The sequence below is a fragment of the Microbacterium sp. ER1 genome (assembly GCF_023383675.1).
Taxonomy (GTDB): domain Bacteria; phylum Actinomycetota; class Actinomycetes; order Actinomycetales; family Microbacteriaceae; genus Microbacterium.
The window spans coordinates 46260-64203 of record NZ_QCXO01000131.1 but is presented as its reverse complement, the minus strand read 5'-3'; the positions used below and the strand labels follow the sequence as shown (position 1 = coordinate 64203).

The window sequence follows — 17944 nt, the reverse complement described above, 5'->3', positions numbered from 1 at the left end:
GCGCGATTGGAAGCAGGGTCAGACCCGGGTGACCCGGGACCGGACGCGCTGCACGATCCAGCACACGACGTAGATCGTGAAGGACAGGGTCGTGATGTAGGGGCTCACCGGGAGGGTTCCGGCGAGCGCGAGGAGGATCCCGCCGACGGCCGACACGAACCCGAACACAGCCGCCAGCACCGGCACCGCGACAGGGCCCGCCGTGATCCGCATGGCGGCGGCCGCCGGTGTCACCAGCAGCGCCATCACCAGCAGCGCGCCGATGATGTGCACGCTCACCGCGACGATGAGCCCCAGCAGCACCATGAACAGCAGGCTCACGGTGCGGGTGGGCACCCCGCGGGCGGCCGCCGACTCCGGGTCGAGCGAGTCGAAGCGCAGCGGATTCCACATCACGAGCAGGCCGAGCAGCACCACGAGGCTGATGCCGATGAGCCAGCCGAGGTCGGGGCTCGAGACCGACACGATCTGCCCCGTCAGGAGGCTGAACCGGTTGGCGCTCCGACCGTCGTACAGCGACAGGAACAGGATGCCGAGACCGAGCCCGAACGGCATGAGCACGCCCACGATCGAGTTGCGGTCCCTGGCCTTGGCGCCGAGGACCCCGATGAGGATCGCCGCCACGAGGGCTCCGCCGAGGGAGCCGAGCACGACACTGCCGCCGAACAGCAGCGCCGCCGCCGCTCCCGCGAAGGAGAGTTCGCTCACCCCGTGCACCGCGAAGGCGAGATCGCGCTGCATGACGAAGACCCCGATGAGGCCGCCGACGAGGCCGAGCACGGCACCCGCGATGATCGAGTTCGAGAGCAGGGCGACGAGCTCGCCGTAGTCCTGGAAGGAGAAGATGTCGTCCCAGCCGACCATCGGGACGAGGGCGGACGCGGCGGTCATGCGGCGCCCCCGTGCTCGTGGTCGTGGTCGTGGTGCGGCTCCGCATCGGGGACGCCGACCACGACGAGGCGGTCGCCGGCCCGGAGCACGAACACCGGGGTGCCGTAGAGATCCGTCAGCACGCGGGTCTGCAGCACCTCCTCCGGGGTCCCGAGGAGGAACCGGCCCCCGGCGATGTAGAGGATGCGGTCGACGCGGTTCAGGATCGGGTTGACGTCGTGCGTGACGAAGAGCACGGCGGCCCCGCGCTCCCGACGCTGGCGGTCGATGATGTCGGTGACGGCGACCTGGTTGGCGAGGTCGAGGTTCGACAGCGGCTCGTCGCAGAGCAGCAGCGCGGGCTCGTCGGCCAGCGCCTGTCCGACCCGGAGGCGCTGCTGCTCCCCGCCGGAGAGCAGGCCCACGCGGCGGTCCGCGTAGGAGGTCGCCCCGACTGCGGCCAGCAGCGCGTCGACCTTCGCCCGGTCGCCGCGGTGCGGGACCGGGAAGCCGAAGCGGCTGCCCTGCACGCCGAGGGCGACGAGGTCACGGGCCCGCATGCTCGTGTCGGGCGCGAGCGCACGCTGCTGCGGGATGTACCCGATGCGGGCGTTGCCGCGGTGCACGGGCTCGCCGGCCACGCGGATGCTGCCGCGGGACAGGGGCTGGAGTCCCAGGATGCTGCGCAGGAGCGTCGTCTTCCCGGAGCCCGACGGACCGAGAACCGCGATGAACTCGCCGGGCTGCACCGCGAGGTCGAGCCCCGACCAGAGCTCGCGGTCGCCCCGCTGCAGGGCGCCGTCGGCGATCTCGAGGACCGGACCGGTCTCCCTCGCGGGTCGCTGAGCCTGTGAACGGGCTCCGCTCACGACTGGACGGCGGCGGCGAGGCTCTGGATCGCGTCACTCATCCACTCAGAGTACGACGATCCGTCCTCGAGCAGCTCCGTGAACGCGACCACGGGCACCCCGGCGTCCTCCGCGGCCTTCTCCACGCGCTCCGTCTCCGCGCCGCCGGTCTGGGCGTTGGTGAGCACGGCGGTCACATCGCCGGACCCGACGACCTGCAGCGCCTCGAGCAGCACGGCGGGCGCGACATCGCTGCCCTCCTCCACCGACTCCGCGAAGCCCTCGGGGGTGACGTCGGTGAGCCCGGCGGCCGTGGCCAGGTATCCGGGCAACGGCTCGGTCATGAACACCGTCGCACCGGCGGCGTCCGCCTTGATCGCCTCGAGGTCGCCCTCGAAGCCCTCCAGCTCCGCGACGAGCTCGTCCGCGTTCGTGCGGAACATGTCGGCGCCGTCGGGGTCGATCTCGGTGAGCTCGTCGGCGATCGCCTCGACGACGTGGATCATCGTGTGCGGGTCGAACCACACGTGCTCGTTGAAGCCCTCGATGTGGTCGTGGCCGGCGTGCTCGTCTTCGCCCTCGGCGTGCTCGTGATCGTGCGGCTCCTCGGTCGCGGCCTCGTCGTCGCCGTGATCGTGGTCCTCGCCCTCGTCGTGACCCTCGTTGCCCGGGTAGTCGTGCGAGAACTCCACCGCGGTGACGACGTGCGGGTCCTGCGCATCCTGCAGGAGGCTGTCGATGAACGCATCGTAGCCGCCGCCGTTCTCCACCACGAGGTCGGCCTTCTGCAGCGTGAGGCGGTCGCGAGCGCTCGCCTCGTAGGAGTGCGGGTCCTGGGTGACCGAGTCGATGATCGAGGTGACGTCGACCCGGTCTCCGCCGACCTGCGCGGCGATGTCGCCGTAGACGTTGGTGCTGGCGACGACCGTCACCGCGCCGTCGTCCTCCGCCGCGCCGGAGGTCGACGAGCATCCGGCCAGGGAGAGGGCGGCGACGGAGGCGAGCGTGAGGGCGAGGGCGGGCTTCTTCATGCATCCCACTCTAAACGCTAATGAGAACCATTATCAAACCGGCCCTCGCCCGTCGGTGCCGCCTCAGCTCGTGAGCGCCCCCGGGGCGACCCACACCGTGGCCTCGCCCGGCAGCGCGGACCCGTCCAACGCGACGGTCGTCAGCACGGCGTCGTCGGCCGCAGCGCCCAGCTCGAACGGCGAGGTGCCGAAGTTGGTCACGACCTCCCACCCGTTCGGGCGGCGGAACCGCAGCACGTCCTCCCGACCCGTGTCGACCCACTCGAGCGTCTCCCCGGTCTGCAGCAGTCGTCGCAGCCGCAGCGCCTCGCGGTACAGGTTGAGGGTCGAGCCGGGGTCGGCGTCCTCCACCTCCACCGCATGCTCCGCGAACCAGGCGGGCTGCGGCAGGTGCGCGCCGGCGGCGCCGAAGCCGTACGAGCTGCCGGACGCCGTCCATGGCAGAGGCACGCGGCAGCCGTCGCGGCCCAGGCCGTCGAAGTCCGCGCCGCGGAAGAACCCGGGGTCCTGACGCTGGTCGGGCGCGATCTCCGCGACCTCGTGCAGGCCCAGCTCCTCGCCCTGATAGAGGTAGGCGCTGCCGGGCAGGCCGAGCAGCAGCAGCGTCGCGGCGTGCGCCCGGCGCAGGCCGCCCTCGCGGTCGAGGCCCTCCTCCGGGCCGCCGGCGCGCACCCACTCGGTGCCCTGCTTGACCGCGCGGCCGCGCAGCGGCGGCAGGCCGTAACGGGTGGCGTGCCGCGTCACGTCGTGGTTCGAGAGCACCCAGGTGGTCGACGAGCCTGCGGCCTGCGCCTGAGCGAGGTTGTCGGCGATGATGCGCTGGAAGTCGGCGGCGTCGAAGTCGGCGACGAGCAGGTCGAAGTTGAACGCCTGCCCGAGCCCCTCCGCGGAGGCGTACTTCGCGCGGCGCTCCGGGGTCTCCACCCACGCCTCGGCGACCGCGGTGCGCGGCGGGTCGTACTCGTTGAAGACCGCCCGCCACTGGGCGTAGATCTCGTGCACGTCGTCGCGGTCGATCATCGGATGCGTGCCGGAGGTGCGGTCCATCGCGTCGAGCTCCGCGCGGGACGGCAGCGGCTCGGTGAGGTCCTTCGTCAGCATGTGGGCCACATCGATGCGGAAGCCGTCCACGCCGCGGTCCGACCAGAAGCGGAGCGTCGTGAGGAAGTCCTCGCGCACCTCCGGGTGGTCCCAGTTCAGGTCGGGCTGCTCGACCGCGAAGTTGTGCAGGTACCACTGACCGTCCGCGACGCGCTCCCAGGCGCTGCCGCCGAAGACCGAGACCCAGTCGGTGGGCGGCTCCGCACCGTCGGGGCCGGTGCCCTCCCGGAAGATGTAGCGCTCCCTGGCGGCCGAGCCGCGGCCGGCGGCGAGCGCCTCCTGGAACCAGGCGTGCTGGTCGGAGGTGTGGTTGGGGACGATGTCGACGACGACGCGGATGCCCCGCGCGTGCAGCGCCTCGACCATGGCGTCGAAGTCGTCGAGGGTGCCGAGGCGGGGGTCGACGTTCCGGTAGTCCGCCACGTCGTACCCGCCGTCGGCGAGCTCCGACGGGTAGAACGGGCTCAGCCACACCGCGTCGATGCCGAGCTCGGCGAGGTAGTCGGCGCGCGACACGATCCCGGGGATGTCACCCAGGCCGTCGCCGTCGGCGTCCGCGAAGCTCCGCGGATAGATCTGGTACACGGCGGCCTGACGCCACCAGGTCGCGGTCTTGTCGTCTTCGCGGGTCGCGGTGAGCAGCGAATCGGTCATGAGGAAGAGGCTCTCCTTGTTTCTTGCGGGGGTCGGGTCAGCCCTTGACGGCACCCTGCGTGACGCCCTCCATCACCCAGCGCTGAGTGAAGAGATAGGCGACGATCGCGGGAGCCATGGCCATCAGGTACGAGGCGAAGGCGACGTTGTAGTTGTTGCTGAACTGGTTCTGGAAGAGGTTCTGCCGCACCGGGAGCGTCTGCAGCGCCGGGTCGGAGATGATCAAGGACGGCATCATGAAGTCGTTCCAGGCGTAGAGGAAGGCGAAGATGCCGACCGTGGCGCTCATCGGCGCGAGCAGCGGGAAGATGAGCCGCCAGAACGTCTGCCAGGTCGTGGCGCCGTCGATCCGCGCGCTCTCCTCCAGCTCGATCGGGATCGAGCGCAGGAACGCCGTGAACAGCAGCACGCTGAAGCTGAGCTGGAACATCGTGGCGAGGATGATCACGCCGAACGGGTTGTCGAGGCCGACGCGTCCGGTGAGCTGGATCTGCGGAAGGGCCACTACGGGGAACGGAATGAACATCGCCGCGAGCAGGTAGAAGAACGAGTAGCGGAACAGCCGTCGGTCCCAGTTGCGCACGATCGCGTATGACGCGAAGGCCGCGAGCACGATCGTCGCGATGACCGTGCCGGCCGTGACGAGCAGCGAGATCGCGGCGCCCACCGGGAACTTCGTGAGCGTCCACGCCTGCACGAAGCCGTCGATGCTGAACGGCGCCGGCAGCGAGAACGCGTTGCCGTCGACCGCCTGGCCGGTGGTCTTGAACGCCATCGAGATCGTCACGTACAGCGGGATGAGGATCGTCGCCGTGCACAGGATCAGGATGATGGTGCCCGACCAGTTGACGCGCTCCATCTTCTGCCGCTTCCGGCGTCCGTCCGCGGGGATGGTGGTGAGGGTCTCCGTCGACATCAGAACGTGTTCCTTCCGCGGGTCAGCGAGAGCTGGAGGACGGAGATGAGCACGGCCACGATGAAGAAGATCGTGGCGTTGGCCATCTGGTAGGCGTAGTCGCCGCCGTTGAAGCCCGCGATGATCGTCATCGCGACGCTGCGGGTGGCGGTGCCCGGGCCGCCGTTGGTGAGGCCGACGATGATGTCGTAGGCGTTGAGGAAGCCCTTGAAGCCGAGGATCACGTTGATGACGACGTACCCGGCGACGAGGGGGATCGTGATGCGGGTCAGCTGCTGCGTGCGGCTGGCGCCGTCGATGCTCGCCGCCTCGTACACCTCGCCCGGCACCGACAGGAGTCCGGCGATGTAGATGAGGAGGGTACCGGGGACCGCCTGCCAGGCGGTGACGATGACGATCGCGACCCAGGCGAGATCGGGGTTGGCGAGCAGGCTCGTCTCCAGCCATGGGATGCCGGTGGCCGCGCCCGCCGCGGGGATCGAGTTCGAGAACAGGAAGTTGAAGACGTAGGCGATGATGATGCCCGAGATCACCATCGGGATCACGAAGATCGTCCGCAGCCCCGTCTTGAACCGGATGCGGGAGGTGAGGCCGACCGCCAGCAGGAACGCGATGACGTTGACGACGATCACGGTCGCGATCGAGAACCCGAAGGTGAAGAGGTAGCTCTGCAGGATCGCCGGGTCGCTGAACAGCGCGATGTAGTTCGTCAGCCCGTTGAAGCTCCACTCGCCGATGCCGATGGAGTCGGTGAAGCTGAAGAAGATGCCGATGACACCGGGGACGGTGATCGCGAGCGTGAAGATCACGAGGGTCGGCAGGAGGAAAAGGTAGTAGATCGGCTCGACGCGGCGGGTGTGGCGGCGGATCTTCCGCGGCCCGCCGGTGAGGATGGCGGTGGTGCTCGTCCCGGCGTCGGCGCCGGTGGTCGTGGTGGTGCTCATGGCGCGGACTCCTCTGTCTCGCCCGATGCGGAATCCTCGGAGCTCGGGATGGGGGCGCGGAAGGCGATGCGGGCCCAGTCGGCGTCCATGGTGCGGAGGATGGACGACGGGGAGGCGCCGAGGACCATGGCCTGCGCGTAGTTGAAGATCGGCAGGGTCTTCGGGACGAGCACCGAGGGGCCCTGGTAGATCCGGCCCTCGTCGTAGTACGGGATCATGCCCTCGATGCGCGGGTCGTCCGGCGGCGCCGCGTCGGTCGTCGGGGTGAACCCCAGCTGCGAGGCGTTGTACTCCTCGATGTTCTCGGGAAGGTAGAGGTACTCCAGGAAGTCGCGTGCGGCCTCCTGGTGCCGGGACTCCTCGGGGATCATGACCGCGAGGTCCATGTTCACGCGGACCGCGAGGTCGTCCGGGTCGTCGGTCATGGGCAGCGGGAAGGTGCCGAGGTCGAGGTCGGGGTCGGTCTTGGCGATCTCGCTGAACGCCCACGGCCCCTGCAGGTACATCGCGGCCTCGCCCTTCGCGAAGGCGAGGTTCCCGTCTCCGTACGCCCGGCTCGCGGCGTCCTCGTTCGTGTATTCGTTCGCGAGCACCATCATCCTGTCCATCGGCTCCGCGAAGTCCTTCTCGAAGGAGACCTCCGAGTCCGGCCCGACATCGGTGCCCTCGGCGGCGAGCGCGTCGAAGAACGCCAGCACGTCGAGCGAGCCGCCGACGGCGTAGTCGTACCACCCCTGTCCGACCGTCCAGTCGTCCTTGAAGGTGGCGTAGAACGGATCGATCCCGGCCTCACGGAGGCTGTCGCTGACGGCGAGGAGCTCGTCCCAGGTCTGCGGCACCTCCAGGCCCTGCTCCGCGAAGATCTGCTTGTTGTAGATGACCGAGGCGGCCATGACCGAGTAGGGCAGGGCGCTGGTGCGGCCCGCGCAGGAGCCGTACTGGTCCATGAGCGGCTGCAGGTCCTCGCGGATCCCGGCGGCGGCCTCGGTGTCGGAGAGATCGGTGAGCGCGCAGCGCTGCACGAACCGGGCGACCTCGTAGTTGTAGTTGGCGAGCATGATGTCGGGCGGATTGCCCCGGACGAAGCTCGCGGAGACGACGTCGACGCCGGACGTGTCGATCTCCACCCGCACGTCGTCCTGCGACGCGTTGTACTCCGCGACGAGCTCCGTCATGAACGGGATGGCCTCGCGCTTGCTGAACGTGAAGCGGATGGTCTCCGCTCCCCCGCCGGCGGCGCAGCTCGTGAGCGCCGTGCCGGTCAGCACGAGGCCGAGCGCTCCGGCGGCCCAGCGCACCGCCCGTGATCGTGTGGCAGACACCGTCGTCCTTTCGTAGATCCGCGGAGTAAATCTAGTGAGCGAATTTAGTCCGTCTAGAGGTACTGTCTCATCTGGGCGACAGAAAGGTCAAGGGGAGTGGCAGAGGTCTCGACAGGACTCGGCACCGGCCGCGCGAGTGTGAGCGCGGTGCTCGACTTCGCCTGGACGGCCGGCGAGTTCACCGCCACCGAGGCGATGGCCGGCACCTCGCTCACCCGCTCCACGGCCATCGACGCCATCGACACGCTCGTCACCGCCGAGGTGCTGCGCGAGCTTCCGAACGCCCGCGCCATCGGCGACTACCGCTCCGGACGCCCCGCGCGCCGCTTCGCCCTCGCGGCGGATCTCGGTGTGGTGATGGGCATCGATGCCGGGGACACCCACCTCGCGGTCACCGTCGCGGATCTGCTCGATCGCACGCTCGTGCATCATCGCGTGGAGGTCGACCCCGCGCAGAGCGTCGACGACCGCCGGGCGACGATCCTGCGGCACCTCGCCGCCGCGCGCGACGAGGCCGGGGTGCCCCCGGAGCGCGTGCTCGCGGTGTGCGCCGGCGTCGCCGCCCCCGTGAACCGCGACGGCATCTCGCCCCCGCACCCCGACGGCTTCTGGGAGCGCACGAACCCCGGCCTCGCGGAGGCTCTGCGCGACTGGGCCCCGGTGGTCGAAGTCAAGAACGACGCCCAGCTCGCCGCGATCGCCGAGGGGACGCTCGGGGTCGCCGGCGACTGCCGCGACTACGTGGCCCTGCTCGCCAGCGAGCGCTTCGGCGGCGGCGTGGTCGTGGACGGGCACGTGCTGCACGGCGCCCACGGCGGCGTCGGCGAGGGCGTGGTGTTCGACCACATCATCGGCGTCGGCTCGGCGGTCGGGCTGCGGTACGCGCTGGAAGAGCAGGCCCGGGCCGCCGTCGCGGAGGGCGAGGCCCCCGCCGACGGCGCCCTCGGCCGGCTCGTGGCGGACGGGCCGGTCGACCCCCGACTGGTGCTGACGCTCGCCGCCTCCGGAGACCCCGACGCCCTCCACGTCGCCGAGCGCGTGGGCGCGACCCTCGCCCGCGTCGTCGGCGTGCTCGGCAGCATGTACGACCCCGCGCGCGTGATCATCTGCGGCGCCGTGGCGGAGAGCATCGAACCCGTGCTGGCCGCCGCCCGCCGCATCCTCCCCGACGAGCTGCACCTGCCCGCGCCGGAGATCCTCGCCTCGACGCTCGGCGCGGAGGTCGTGTCGGCCGGGGCCATCGCGACCGCCCGGAAGGCTGCCAGGGAACGGGCCGTCCCCCGCCTCGCGGAACAGCGTCTCACCGCCTGACCCTCTCCCTCCCCCGCCAGAACAGGCAAGCACGCGAGTTCAGGCTCTCCCACCCCTGGCAGCCTGTTTCCGCGCGAATGCCTGTGTCGCCAGCCTGTCGCGAGAACAGGCCCCCGCGCGGACTCAGGCGAACGCGGGAGTCCAGGCTCTCCCACCCCTGGCAGCCTGTTTCCGCGCGAACGCCTGTGTCACGCGTCGCACGGACGGGGTGGTCGCGGTCAGGACAGTGTCGGCGGAATACCGAAGAGGCTGTGGAAGGCGGCCGTGCCGGCGGGAGAGATCGTCACGGCGCGCGAGGTCTGCTGAGCGTGGATCCAGCCCCTGTCGCGCGCGGCGCGGAGGAGGACGGCTCCGAGGTGACCCGAGAGATGCGAGCGCCGTTCGGTCCAGTCGAGGCAGCTCCGCACAAGAGGACGACGAGACGACGGCACCAACGCGTCCGGCCCCGCGATGCTCTCGAACAGGTCGCGCCCCGTCGCAGTCACTGCGAGGTCCGGCGTGAGGTGCCCCCGCTCGACGAGCGCGTCGAAGAGGGCGACCCCCAGGCGACCGGCGAGGTGGTCGTAGCAGGTGCGGGCCAGGGCCATGCCGTCTCGCGCCGTCGCCGAACGAAGGCTCGAGACGGGAGCCGCCTTCCCGGCGTATGCCGTCGCGGCCTCGATGATGTGCGCGGCGTCGGGAGACGCGAGGGTGACGTAGGAGTGCCGCCCCTGTCGGCGGAGTGCGACGAGCCGGACGTCGAGGAGCGTCGTCAGGTGCTCCGACGCCGTCGACCTCGACACCCCGGCGGCACGCGCGAGCTCGCCGGACGTCCACGCCCGGCCGTCGAGGAGTGCCAGACACATCTGCACCCGCGTCGGGCTGCTGAGCGCGTGCCCCAGCTGGGACACGGACGAGGGGTCGACGATCACGCCACGACGGGGTCGTCGAGGAGCGGGGCGCGGAAGTTGGAGCCGACCCGACGCCCCTGGGCGAAGTAGTGGCGGAAGGCGTAGGAGAGAGGGTCCCACTTGTCCGTGTCGATGCGGTCCGGTCCGTGCGCCTTCAGGATGTCCTCGTGCACGTGGACCTGAAGGACCTCCGCTTCGACCGCCAGCGCGTCGCCGTCGTCGATCGGGATGATCTGCACCACGCGCGCTTCGATCTGCACCGGACATTCCGCGATCCGGAACGGGATCACCGCGTCTGACGGCACAGGGGTGAAGCCCCCGAGACTCCATTTGTCCGGCTCATGCCGGTACGCGGGAACCTTCTCGGCGGGAACCGGCGAGCGGCCGGTGGTCGGCGCGATCGCCTCCACGGCGTGCACGAGGTCGGCGGAGGGGAGGTTGATGACGAGGTCCCTGACCCGTTCGATGTTCGCGGCCGCCTGTCCTTCGGCACCGAGCCCGAGCATGTACCGCGTCCCCAGCGCCCATGCGGACGAGATCGGGCTGATGTTCGACGACCCGTCGGGGTTGACCGTGGTGATCAGCGCGACGGGAGTCCCGAAGTACAACACCGGCAGGTCGACGCTCCGCGTGGTTCTCATCCGTCCATTCTCGCCACCCGATTGTTCGGGCCGCGCCGAAGTGTCGACTCCCTCAGTCCACCAGGAGCGCGGGCTCCTCGAGGATGGAGGCGACGTCGGCGATGAAGCGGCTCATGCCGTCGCCGTCGATCACGCGGTGGTCGAACGAGCCGGCGACCGTGGTCACCCAGCGCGGGCGCACCTCGCCGTCGACGACCCAGGGCTTCTGGCTGATCGTGCCCATGGCGACGATGCCGGCCTCGCCCGGGTTGATGATCGGAGTGCCCGCATCCATCCCGAACACGCCGATGTTCGTGATGGTGATCGTGCCGTTCTGCTGGTCGGCCGGCGGCGTCTTGCCCTCGCGTGCCGTGAGCGTGAGCCGGTTCAGGGCGCGGGCGAGGTCCTTCATGCTGAGGTCCTGCGCGTCCTTGATGTTCGGCACGAGCAGACCCCGGGGCGTGGCGGCGGCGATGCCGAGGTTCACGTAGTGACGCACGGCGATCTCGGCCCCGGCTTCGGTGTCGATCCAGGCTGCGTTGACCATCGGCGTCCGGCGCACCGCCCAGATCACCGCGCGGGCCATGATGAGCAGCGGCGAGACCTTGATGTCGGCGTAGTCGGGCGAGGCCTTGAGGCGCTTGACGAGCTCCATCGTGCGGGTGGCGTCGATCTCCTTCCACACCGTCACGTGCGGGGCGGAGTACGCGCTCTGCACCATCGCCGACGACGTCGCCTTGCGCACGCCCTTGACGGGGATGGACTCGGTGCGGTCGTCGCCGGCCGCCGACGGGCGCACCGGCGCGAGGCCGCGCGCCAGGCCGGACGGGGCCTGCGGGGCGGGGACGGTCTCCTCGCGCACGCTCCCCCACTCCGGGGTCTCGATGTTGCGGAAGACGCTGGCCTGGGAGGCGTGCTTCATGACGTCGTCCCGGGTGACCTCGCCGTCGGCACCCGTGGGCGTCACGCTCGTGAGGTCGACGCCGAGGTCGCGGGCGAGCTTGCGGATCGGCGGCTTCGCGATCACGCCGACCGACGACCGCACGGGGCGCTCGGCCGGGCGCTTGCGCCGCGAGGTCGCACCGCTTCCGGAGCCGTAGCCGACGAGCACCGACCCGCCGCCCTCCTCGGGCGCGGGCGCCTCCGCCGTCGCGACGGTGCCGGGGGCGACCGAACCGGTCCCCGAGCCGGCCGCGGGGTCGGTCACGAAGGTGATGATCGGGGTGCCGACCTCGACCGTCGCCCCCTCGTCGACGAGCAGCTCACCGACCACGCCCGCGTGCGGGGAGGGCAGCTCGACCAGGGACTTGGCGGTCTCGATCTCGCAGATGACGTCGTTGATGGCCACCCGGTCACCCGGGGCCACCTTCCACGCGACGATCTCGGCCTCGGTCAGCCCTTCGCCGACGTCCGGAAGGGGGAAGTTCTGCGTGCTCATGACGGGTCCTTTCGGCGGATGCCGGGTGTCAGTAGGCCAGGGAGCGGTCGACGGCTTCGAGGATGCGGTCGGCATCCGGCAGGTAGGCGCCCTCGAGCTTCGCGGGCGGGAACGGGGTGTCGTACCCCGAGACCCGCAGCACCGGAGCCTCGAGGGCGTAGAACGCGCGCTCCATCACGGTCGCGGCGATCTCGCTGCCGAGGCTCGTGAAGCCCGGAGCCTCCTGCGCGTAGACCATGCGACCGGTCTTGCGCACCGACCCGAGGATCGGCTCGTAGTCCACGGGCGACAGCGACCGCACGTCGACGACCTCGCAGCTCGTGCCCTCGGCCTCGGCGAGCGCGGCGGCCTGGAGCAGCGTCGTGACCATGGCGCCGTGTCCGACGAGCGTCACGTCGGTCCCGGTCCGCACCACCCGCGAGGAGTGCAGCGGGACGGCGGGGGCGTCGAGCTCGACCTCGCCCTTCGGCCAGTACCGGCTCTTCGGCTCCAGGAAGATCACCGGATCGTCCGACGCGATGGCCTCCTGGATCATCCAGTAGGCATCGTTCGCGGTCGACGGCGACACCACCCGCAGACCGGGGGTGTGCGTGAAGTAGGCCTCCGGGCTCTCCTGGTGGTGCTCGACCGCCCCGATGTGCCCGCCGTACGGGATACGGATCACGACGGGCAGCCGCAGCGACCCCTCGTGCCGGTTGGTGAGCTTGGCGAGCTGGGTGGTGATCTGGTCGAACGCGGGGAAGACGAAGCCGTCGAACTGGATCTCGACGACAGGACGGAACCCGGCCATCGCGAGGCCGATCGCGGTGCCCACCAGGGCTGACTCCGCGAGCGGAGTGTCCAGCACGCGCTGCTCCCCGAAGTCGCGCTGCAGGTGCTCGGTGATGCGGAACACGCCGCCGAGCTTGCCGATGTCCTCGCCCATGAGGAGGACCTTGGGGTCGTCCTCCATCGCCTTGCGCATTCCGGCGTTCAGCGCCTTGCCCAGCGGCATGGTCTCCCGGGTCACTGGCCCTCTCCTTCGAACGACGCCTCGTAGCGGGCGCGCCACGCTTTCTGCTCCTCGATCAGCGGATGCGGCTCGCTGTACACGTGGTCGAACATGAGGTCGGCGCGGGGCGGGCCGAGCTGCACGGTGCGGGCGCGGAGGTCTTCCGCGGCATCGGCGGCCTCGGCGTCGACCTCGGCGAAGAAGCTCTCCTCGGCGCCGCGGTTCTCCAGGAAGGCGCGCATACGGACGATCGGGTCACGCCCAGCCCACGCGAGCTCCTCGTCGTCGCCGCGATACTTCGTGGGATCGTCGCTGGTCGTGTGCGCGCCGAGCCGGTACGTCACGGCCTCGATGGCACGGGGTCCGCCGCCGGCGCGCGCCTCGTCGAGGGCCACGCGGGACACCGCGTAGCTGGCGAGTACGTCGTTGCCGTCCACGCGGACGCTCGGGATGCCGTACCCTGCGCTGCGCTGCACGAGCGGCACCCGGGACTGCGTGGTGACGGGGACCGAGATCGCCCAGTGGTTGTTCTGCAGGAAGAAGAGCGTCGGGGCCTGGTAGCTGGCCGCGAACACCATGGCCTCGTGCACATCGCCCTGGCTGGAGGCGCCGTCGCCGTAGTAAACGACGACCGCCTCGTCGCGCTCGGGGTCGCCGGTGCCGGTGCGGCCGTCGAACGTGAGGCCCATCGCATAGCCGGCGGCGTGCAGCACCTGGGAGCCGAGGACGAGCGTGTAGAGCCGGGTGTTGCCGTTCTTCGGGTCGGTCGGATCCCAGCCGCCGTGGGAGACGCCGCGCATGAGCTTGATGATGTCCAACGGATCCACGCCGCGGATCCGGGTGACCGCGTGCTCGCGGTACGAGGGGAAGATCGTGTCCTGCACGCGCGCCGCCCGACCGGAGCCGACCTGCGCCGCCTCCTGTCCGCGGCTCGGCGGCCACAGGGCGAGCTGGCCCTGGCGCTGCAGGTTGGTGGCCTGGGTGTCGATCGCGCGGATGCCCACCATGTCGCGGTAGAACTGCGCGAGCTCGTCGTCGGGGATGGCCTCGATGAGCGGCAGGTACTGCTCCGCGGCCGGCGTCGGGGCGACCTTTCCGGTCTCGTCCAGAACGCGCACGAGGGGGGTCTCAGAGGTGCTCACGGCCCCCACGCTACCCGCGTCGGCATGCCGGGTCACGCATACCTAGGACGCCCTCGTATCTCCCCGGAACCCCGAGATTCCGCGGTTCGCAGGGCGGTGCCGCGCTCAGCGGAGGGTCGCCGCGACCTCGAGCACGCGGGCGACGGCCGCCTCCTCGCCGACGGAGATCCGGATGCCGTCGCCGGAGAACGGACGCACGATCAGGTCGGCGTCGATGAACGCCGCTGCGACCTCGTCGGTGCGCGCGCCGGTCGGCAGCCAGACGAAGTTGCCCTGGGCGTCCGGCACCTCCCAGCCCTGCGCGCGGAGCCCCTCGACGAGACGGGCGCGGCGTTCGACGATCACGGCGACGCGCTCCAGGAGCTCGGCTTCGGCGTCGAGGCTCGCGATGGCGGCGTTCTCGGCCGCGGACGTGACAGACAGCGGGATGCCGGTCGTCCGTGCCGCGTCGAGCACCTTCTCGTGGCCGACCGCATAGCCGACCCGGAGCCCGGCCAGACCGTAGGCCTTGGAGAACGTGCGGAGGACGACCACGTTCGGGTGCGCCTCGAAGACGCGCTCGGCCAGGCCGTCGACGGCATCGGGGGCGGTGACGAACTCGGCGTAGGCCTCGTCGAGGATGATGAGCACGTCGGACGGCACGCGGTCCACGAACGCCGCGAACTCGGCAGACGTGACGATGGGTCCGGTCGGGTTGTTCGGCGTGCAGACGATGATCGCGCGTGTGCGGTCGGTCACGGCGTCGGCCATCGCGTCGAGGTCGTGGCGGGAGTCGGCCGTCAGCGGCACCTGCACCCCGGTCGCGCCCGCGACCAGCGGCAGGCTCGGGTACGCCTCGAACGACCGCCAGGCGTAGACGACCTCGTCGCCGACCGAGGCAGTGGCGAGGACGAGCTGATGCAGGATCGCGACACTGCCGGAGGCGACATGGACCTGCTCGGGCTCGACCCCGTAGCGGGCCCCGAGCCGCGCACGCAGGCGGCCGGCGGTGGCATCGGGATACCGGTTCATCGGCGTCGTGTGCTGCAGCGCGTCGAGGACCGAGGGCAGCGGATCGAACGGGTTCTCGTTGCTGGAGAGCTTGAAGGCCTCGGGACCGGCCTGCTTGCCCTGTCGATACGGCGCGAGGGAGGCGATGGCGGGACGGATGCGGGGCAGGGTCGGCTCGGTCACGCGTCGAGTCTAGGACGTGCGGCCCGCCACCCTTTCGAGGCCGAGGGTGCGGTGATACCATTCTGGTATGGCTATGACGGTGCGACTCCCTGAGGAACTCGATGCGCGGCTCGAAGACATCGCACGAGCCCGGCACGTCTCCAAGCACGCCGTGATCATCGAGGCGGCCACCCGGTTCGCGAACAGCGAGTCCAAGACGGATCGAGTTCTGGCGCTCGCGGACGAGGTGACCGAACGCTACGGCGACGCCATTACGCGCCTCGAAGACGCCTGATCGATGGCCACCGAGTACGTCGAGCCCGAGCAGGCCCTCGCGCTGATCGCGAAGCTCGGCCTGCATGTGCGCGACGAGGGGCTGCTCTTCTCCGCTCTGGCGCGACCCGCCGCCGGCATGTTCGGCGTCGATGCGTATCCGACGTTCGCGGAGAAGGCGGCGGCCCTGATGAGCTCCGTCGCCCAGAATCACGCACTGTTCGACGGGAACAAGCGCACAGCGCTCTATCTCACCTTCATCTTCATCCGGCTGAACGGCTACGACATCACCTTCACGAACGACGAAGCCTTCGAGTTCGTCATCGATGTCGCGCAGAGCCGGATGGATCTCGGGGAGATCGCCCAGGTTCTCGCCGCCCACATCCGTCCCGTGGACGACCGCGGCTGACACCGCGGGCCCCGCGTGGGAGACTGAACGCATCATGCGCTTCATCATCCGGGTCGTCGTCAACGCGTTCGCCATCTGGGTCGTCACGCTCATCCCCGTGCTCCAGGTCACGGTGCGCGCCTTCCCGCCGGGCGAGACGCTGCAGCTCGTCCTGACGCTCCTCGCGGTCGGCGCCCTCTTCGCGCTGGTGAACACCATCATCGGCACGATCGTGAAGATCGTCGCCTTCCCGCTGTACATCCTCACGTTCGGCCTCATCGGCTTCCTCATCAACGGCTTCCTGCTCTGGCTGACCGCGTGGATCACCAGCAGCTTCGGGTGGGGCCTGTCGGTCGAGTCGTTCTGGTGGGGAGTGCTCGCCGCGCTGATCATCTCGATCATCAACGGCATCTTCGGCTTCATCCTGCGTCCGCAGAACAAGCGCTCCCGCCGCGACTGACCCGTCTGCGGAGGGCGCGTACGGCTCACGGATCGGGGAGCACCCGCTCCGCGCGGTACTCGGTGCGTTCGACGGTGACGGCGCGGTCGAGGTCGGCCCAGTAGGCGTCGAGAGCCACCGCCCGCGGGTCGGCGGAGGCGTCCACCATCGCCGCGGTATCGATGTAGTTCTCCAGGGAGTGGGTCTCGAGCGCGAGGTCCTGGCGACCGGCATCCGTGTCGCCCACCCGGCTCGCGGTGAAGCTGTCGGCGGACCCCGTGCCCTCCCTCGCCCCTCCTGCGGCGAGCGCGGACACCGCGTCGTCGGTGTGCCGGAGCTGCACGAGCGTCTGGTCGGCGGGCAGCGTCGGCTCGACCGGGCTCCCGGCGGTGATCTGGGTCGTCACCGTGAACGCGCTCTCCATCGACAGGTGCGCCGCGATCATGCCACCCTGCGAGTGGGCGACGACGTCCACCCGATCCCCGGGTCTCGCGCCCGCCGCGGCCAGCGCGTCGAGGGTCGCCTGATACGACGCGGACCGGCCCCCGGTGTAGAGCTCGATGTTCGACTTCATGTCCCAGGCCTCGACACCCCCGCCCTCCCGGAGGGACATCGAGCGGCTGCCCGAGACGTAGGCGACGTAGCGCGGGGACTCGCCCGGAACCGTGTACTTCTCGATCGCCACCTGCGCCCCGGAAGCGGAGGGCAGGCGCCCGAAGGCGCTGGCCAGTCCGTTCGGAGCCCCGGCCGGGCGGGAGCGCGAGGTGACCGATACCCGCACCGGATCCGCCGTCGCGCCGAGTGCCATCCCTGGTCGCACCCGTCCCAGCCCCGACGTCACGCCGACGACAGCGCCGCCCAGGAACACCGGCGGAAGCAGTCCCCCGGCGTCGAACTGGTCGCCCAAGCCACGGAAGCGTCGGTCGTCCGCCATCCGCTCCCGCGCGTCGGCCAGCGCGGCCAGACGCTCGTCGCCGGCGAGGAGCAGCCGCAGGCGCCCCTCCACCGCAGCGGCCGCAGCCGTATCCGTCCGCGCCAGCGCCTCCGCCTGCGCCCGCAGCTCGACCACCTCGTAGACCTCGGCCATGAGGTCGAGATCGGCGGCCGTCTCCTGGACACGCGCCGCGAGCGCCTCCAGCGCCGTCACTGCGGACCGCAGGGACCACGCCGCCGAGGCGAGCGCGGTCCATGCGGCGGAGCCGAGCAGCGCCTCGACACGCCCCACCGCGTCCTGCACCTCCGCGCACACCGGCTCGGCGGCCCGCACGCGCACCGCGAGCTCGCGGAGCTGCGCCGTGTCCACCGCTATCGCCCCGCCGTGGTCGATGTCGAGCCCGCTCATGCACCCTCGACCTCCCCGTGGCACGCCTGCAGCGTCCGGTGCACCGTCGCCGTGTCGTCCGACAGCCGCCAGAGGGCCCACCGCAGCGCCTCGACGCCGTCGGACTCCCAGGCGCACGCGTCACGCAGCGCCGTCAGCGTGGAAGCGAGATCGTCGAGCCCCGCGATGGCGGCGTCCAGCTCGGACAGCACTCCGGCCCGCAGCGCAGGATCGACGCCGGGAGCGAGCGCGGTGAGGGCGAAGGACGACATGGACCCAGCCTTCCGCCGGGC

General features: G+C 70.6%; 19 protein-coding genes. 4 read left to right on the top strand and 15 right to left on the bottom strand.

Annotation, left to right across the window (positions count from 1 at the left end):
• Window positions 1-18 precede the first annotated feature (18 nt).
• From BV453_RS06930 to BV453_RS06900, 7 genes are all read right to left on the bottom strand, one after another.
• Window positions 19-891, bottom strand: coding sequence for a metal ABC transporter permease (locus tag BV453_RS06930; RefSeq protein WP_370670668.1), 873 nt, complete (start codon window positions 889-891; stop codon window positions 19-21).
• A complete protein-coding gene (locus BV453_RS06925) occupies window positions 888-1739 on the bottom strand; it encodes a metal ABC transporter ATP-binding protein (protein ID WP_025102736.1) in 852 nt (283 codons plus the stop codon). The genes BV453_RS06930 and BV453_RS06925 overlap by 4 nt, the downstream gene beginning before the upstream one ends.
• On the bottom strand, window positions 1736-2749 hold the full coding sequence (locus tag BV453_RS06920; protein WP_249521202.1) for a metal ABC transporter solute-binding protein, Zn/Mn family: 1014 nt from the start codon (window positions 2747-2749) through the stop codon (window positions 1736-1738). Before BV453_RS06920 ends, BV453_RS06925 begins: the two co-directional genes overlap by 4 nt.
• A 63-nt stretch (window positions 2750-2812) precedes the next feature.
• Window positions 2813-4504 (bottom strand): glycoside hydrolase family 13 protein, encoded by a 1692-nt coding sequence (locus tag BV453_RS06915; protein ID WP_249521201.1) that lies wholly within the window; start codon window positions 4502-4504, stop codon window positions 2813-2815.
• A 37-nt stretch (window positions 4505-4541) separates the two neighbouring features.
• Complete coding sequence (locus tag BV453_RS06910; protein WP_085605188.1) at window positions 4542-5420, bottom strand: carbohydrate ABC transporter permease; 879 nt, start codon at window positions 5418-5420, stop codon at window positions 4542-4544.
• Window positions 5420-6364, bottom strand: a complete 945-nt coding sequence (locus tag BV453_RS06905; protein ID WP_172400071.1) for a carbohydrate ABC transporter permease — start codon at window positions 6362-6364, stop codon at window positions 5420-5422. The genes BV453_RS06910 and BV453_RS06905 overlap by 1 nt, the downstream gene beginning before the upstream one ends.
• Window positions 6361-7686: an ABC transporter substrate-binding protein gene (locus tag BV453_RS06900; protein ID WP_249521200.1), complete on the bottom strand. Its 1326-nt coding sequence runs from the start codon at window positions 7684-7686 to the stop codon at window positions 6361-6363. Before BV453_RS06900 ends, BV453_RS06905 begins: the two co-directional genes overlap by 4 nt.
• Window positions 7687-7782: 96 nt before the next feature.
• On the opposite strand from BV453_RS06900, the gene BV453_RS06895 reads away from it, so the two are divergent.
• On the top strand, window positions 7783-8997 hold the full coding sequence (locus BV453_RS06895) for an ROK family protein (protein WP_249521199.1): 1215 nt from the start codon (window positions 7783-7785) through the stop codon (window positions 8995-8997).
• Between the two features lie 218 nt (window positions 8998-9215).
• Here the strand turns inward: BV453_RS06895 and BV453_RS06890 are convergent, their stop codons facing one another.
• The 6 genes from BV453_RS06890 to BV453_RS06865 form a co-directional block, all read right to left on the bottom strand.
• The gene (locus BV453_RS06890; protein WP_199399126.1) at window positions 9216-9908 is read right to left on the bottom strand and encodes a helix-turn-helix transcriptional regulator; all 693 of its coding nucleotides are present in this window, start codon (window positions 9906-9908) and stop codon (window positions 9216-9218) included.
• Complete coding sequence (locus tag BV453_RS06885; RefSeq protein ID WP_249521198.1) at window positions 9905-10528, bottom strand: flavin reductase family protein; 624 nt, start codon at window positions 10526-10528, stop codon at window positions 9905-9907. The genes BV453_RS06890 and BV453_RS06885 overlap by 4 nt, the downstream gene beginning before the upstream one ends.
• A 52-nt stretch (window positions 10529-10580) precedes the next feature.
• Entirely contained in the window at window positions 10581-11945 is a 1365-nt protein-coding gene (locus BV453_RS06880) for a dihydrolipoamide acetyltransferase family protein (RefSeq protein ID WP_025102745.1), read from the bottom strand.
• A 28-nt stretch (window positions 11946-11973) separates the two neighbouring features.
• Window positions 11974-12939 (bottom strand): alpha-ketoacid dehydrogenase subunit beta, encoded by a 966-nt coding sequence (locus BV453_RS06875; RefSeq protein ID WP_029989147.1) that lies wholly within the window; start codon window positions 12937-12939, stop codon window positions 11974-11976.
• Between the two features lie 11 nt (window positions 12940-12950).
• A complete protein-coding gene (locus BV453_RS06870; protein WP_249521197.1) occupies window positions 12951-14078 on the bottom strand; it encodes a thiamine pyrophosphate-dependent dehydrogenase E1 component subunit alpha in 1128 nt (375 codons plus the stop codon).
• 105 nt (window positions 14079-14183) lie between these two features.
• The gene (locus tag BV453_RS06865; protein ID WP_062765724.1) at window positions 14184-15251 is read right to left on the bottom strand and encodes a histidinol-phosphate transaminase; all 1068 of its coding nucleotides are present in this window, start codon (window positions 15249-15251) and stop codon (window positions 14184-14186) included.
• A gap of 67 nt (window positions 15252-15318) precedes the next feature.
• Between BV453_RS06865 and BV453_RS06860 the strand changes: the two genes are divergently transcribed.
• The 3 genes from BV453_RS06860 to BV453_RS06850 are packed head-to-tail and all read left to right on the top strand — an operon-like array spanning window position 15319 to window position 16351.
• Window positions 15319-15525 (top strand): ribbon-helix-helix protein, CopG family, encoded by a 207-nt coding sequence (locus BV453_RS06860; RefSeq protein WP_029989149.1) that lies wholly within the window; start codon window positions 15319-15321, stop codon window positions 15523-15525.
• A gap of 3 nt (window positions 15526-15528) precedes the next feature.
• The gene (locus BV453_RS06855; protein WP_025102750.1) at window positions 15529-15912 is read left to right on the top strand and encodes a type II toxin-antitoxin system death-on-curing family toxin; all 384 of its coding nucleotides are present in this window, start codon (window positions 15529-15531) and stop codon (window positions 15910-15912) included.
• Between the two features lie 34 nt (window positions 15913-15946).
• Window positions 15947-16351 carry a phage holin family protein gene (locus BV453_RS06850; RefSeq protein ID WP_025102751.1) on the top strand — a complete coding sequence of 135 codons (405 nt, stop codon included), beginning with the start codon at window positions 15947-15949 and terminating at the stop codon, window positions 16349-16351.
• A gap of 25 nt (window positions 16352-16376) precedes the next feature.
• Here BV453_RS06850 and BV453_RS06845 read toward each other — a convergent pair whose 3' ends face one another.
• Together BV453_RS06845 and BV453_RS06840 are read right to left on the bottom strand one after the other, a co-directional pair.
• The gene (locus BV453_RS06845; RefSeq protein WP_249521196.1) at window positions 16377-17672 is read right to left on the bottom strand and encodes a hypothetical protein; all 1296 of its coding nucleotides are present in this window, start codon (window positions 17670-17672) and stop codon (window positions 16377-16379) included.
• Window positions 17669-17923 (bottom strand): hypothetical protein, encoded by a 255-nt coding sequence (locus BV453_RS06840; RefSeq protein ID WP_249521195.1) that lies wholly within the window; start codon window positions 17921-17923, stop codon window positions 17669-17671. The genes BV453_RS06845 and BV453_RS06840 overlap by 4 nt, the downstream gene beginning before the upstream one ends.
• Between the last annotated feature and the right edge of the window lie 21 nt (window positions 17924-17944).

Bases quoted from the DNA above. Each gene is read 5' to 3' on its own strand.
- BV453_RS06930 (WP_370670668.1), bottom strand. From the start codon at position 891: ATGACCGCCGCGTCCGCCCTCGTCCCGATGGTCGGCTGGGACGACATC.
- BV453_RS06920 (WP_249521202.1), bottom strand. From the start codon at position 2,749: ATGAAGAAGCCCGCCCTCGCCCTCACGCTCGCCTCCGTCGCCGCCCTC.
- BV453_RS06915 (WP_249521201.1), bottom strand. From the start codon at position 4,504: ATGACCGATTCGCTGCTCACCGCGACCCGCGAAGACGACAAGACCGCG.
- BV453_RS06910 (WP_085605188.1), bottom strand. From the start codon at position 5,420: ATGTCGACGGAGACCCTCACCACCATCCCCGCGGACGGACGCCGGAAG.
- BV453_RS06905 (WP_172400071.1), bottom strand. From the start codon at position 6,364: ATGAGCACCACCACGACCACCGGCGCCGACGCCGGGACGAGCACCACC.
- BV453_RS06885 (WP_249521198.1), bottom strand. From the start codon at position 10,528: ATGAGAACCACGCGGAGCGTCGACCTGCCGGTGTTGTACTTCGGGACT.
- BV453_RS06880 (WP_025102745.1), bottom strand. From the start codon at position 11,945: ATGAGCACGCAGAACTTCCCCCTTCCGGACGTCGGCGAAGGGCTGACC.
- BV453_RS06875 (WP_029989147.1), bottom strand. From the start codon at position 12,939: ATGCCGCTGGGCAAGGCGCTGAACGCCGGAATGCGCAAGGCGATGGAG.
- BV453_RS06860 (WP_029989149.1), top strand. From the start codon at position 15,319: ATGGCTATGACGGTGCGACTCCCTGAGGAACTCGATGCGCGGCTCGAA.
- BV453_RS06855 (WP_025102750.1), top strand. From the start codon at position 15,529: ATGGCCACCGAGTACGTCGAGCCCGAGCAGGCCCTCGCGCTGATCGCG.
- BV453_RS06850 (WP_025102751.1), top strand. From the start codon at position 15,947: ATGCGCTTCATCATCCGGGTCGTCGTCAACGCGTTCGCCATCTGGGTC.
- BV453_RS06845 (WP_249521196.1), bottom strand. From the start codon at position 17,672: ATGAGCGGGCTCGACATCGACCACGGCGGGGCGATAGCGGTGGACACG.
- BV453_RS06840 (WP_249521195.1), bottom strand. From the start codon at position 17,923: ATGTCGTCCTTCGCCCTCACCGCGCTCGCTCCCGGCGTCGATCCTGCG.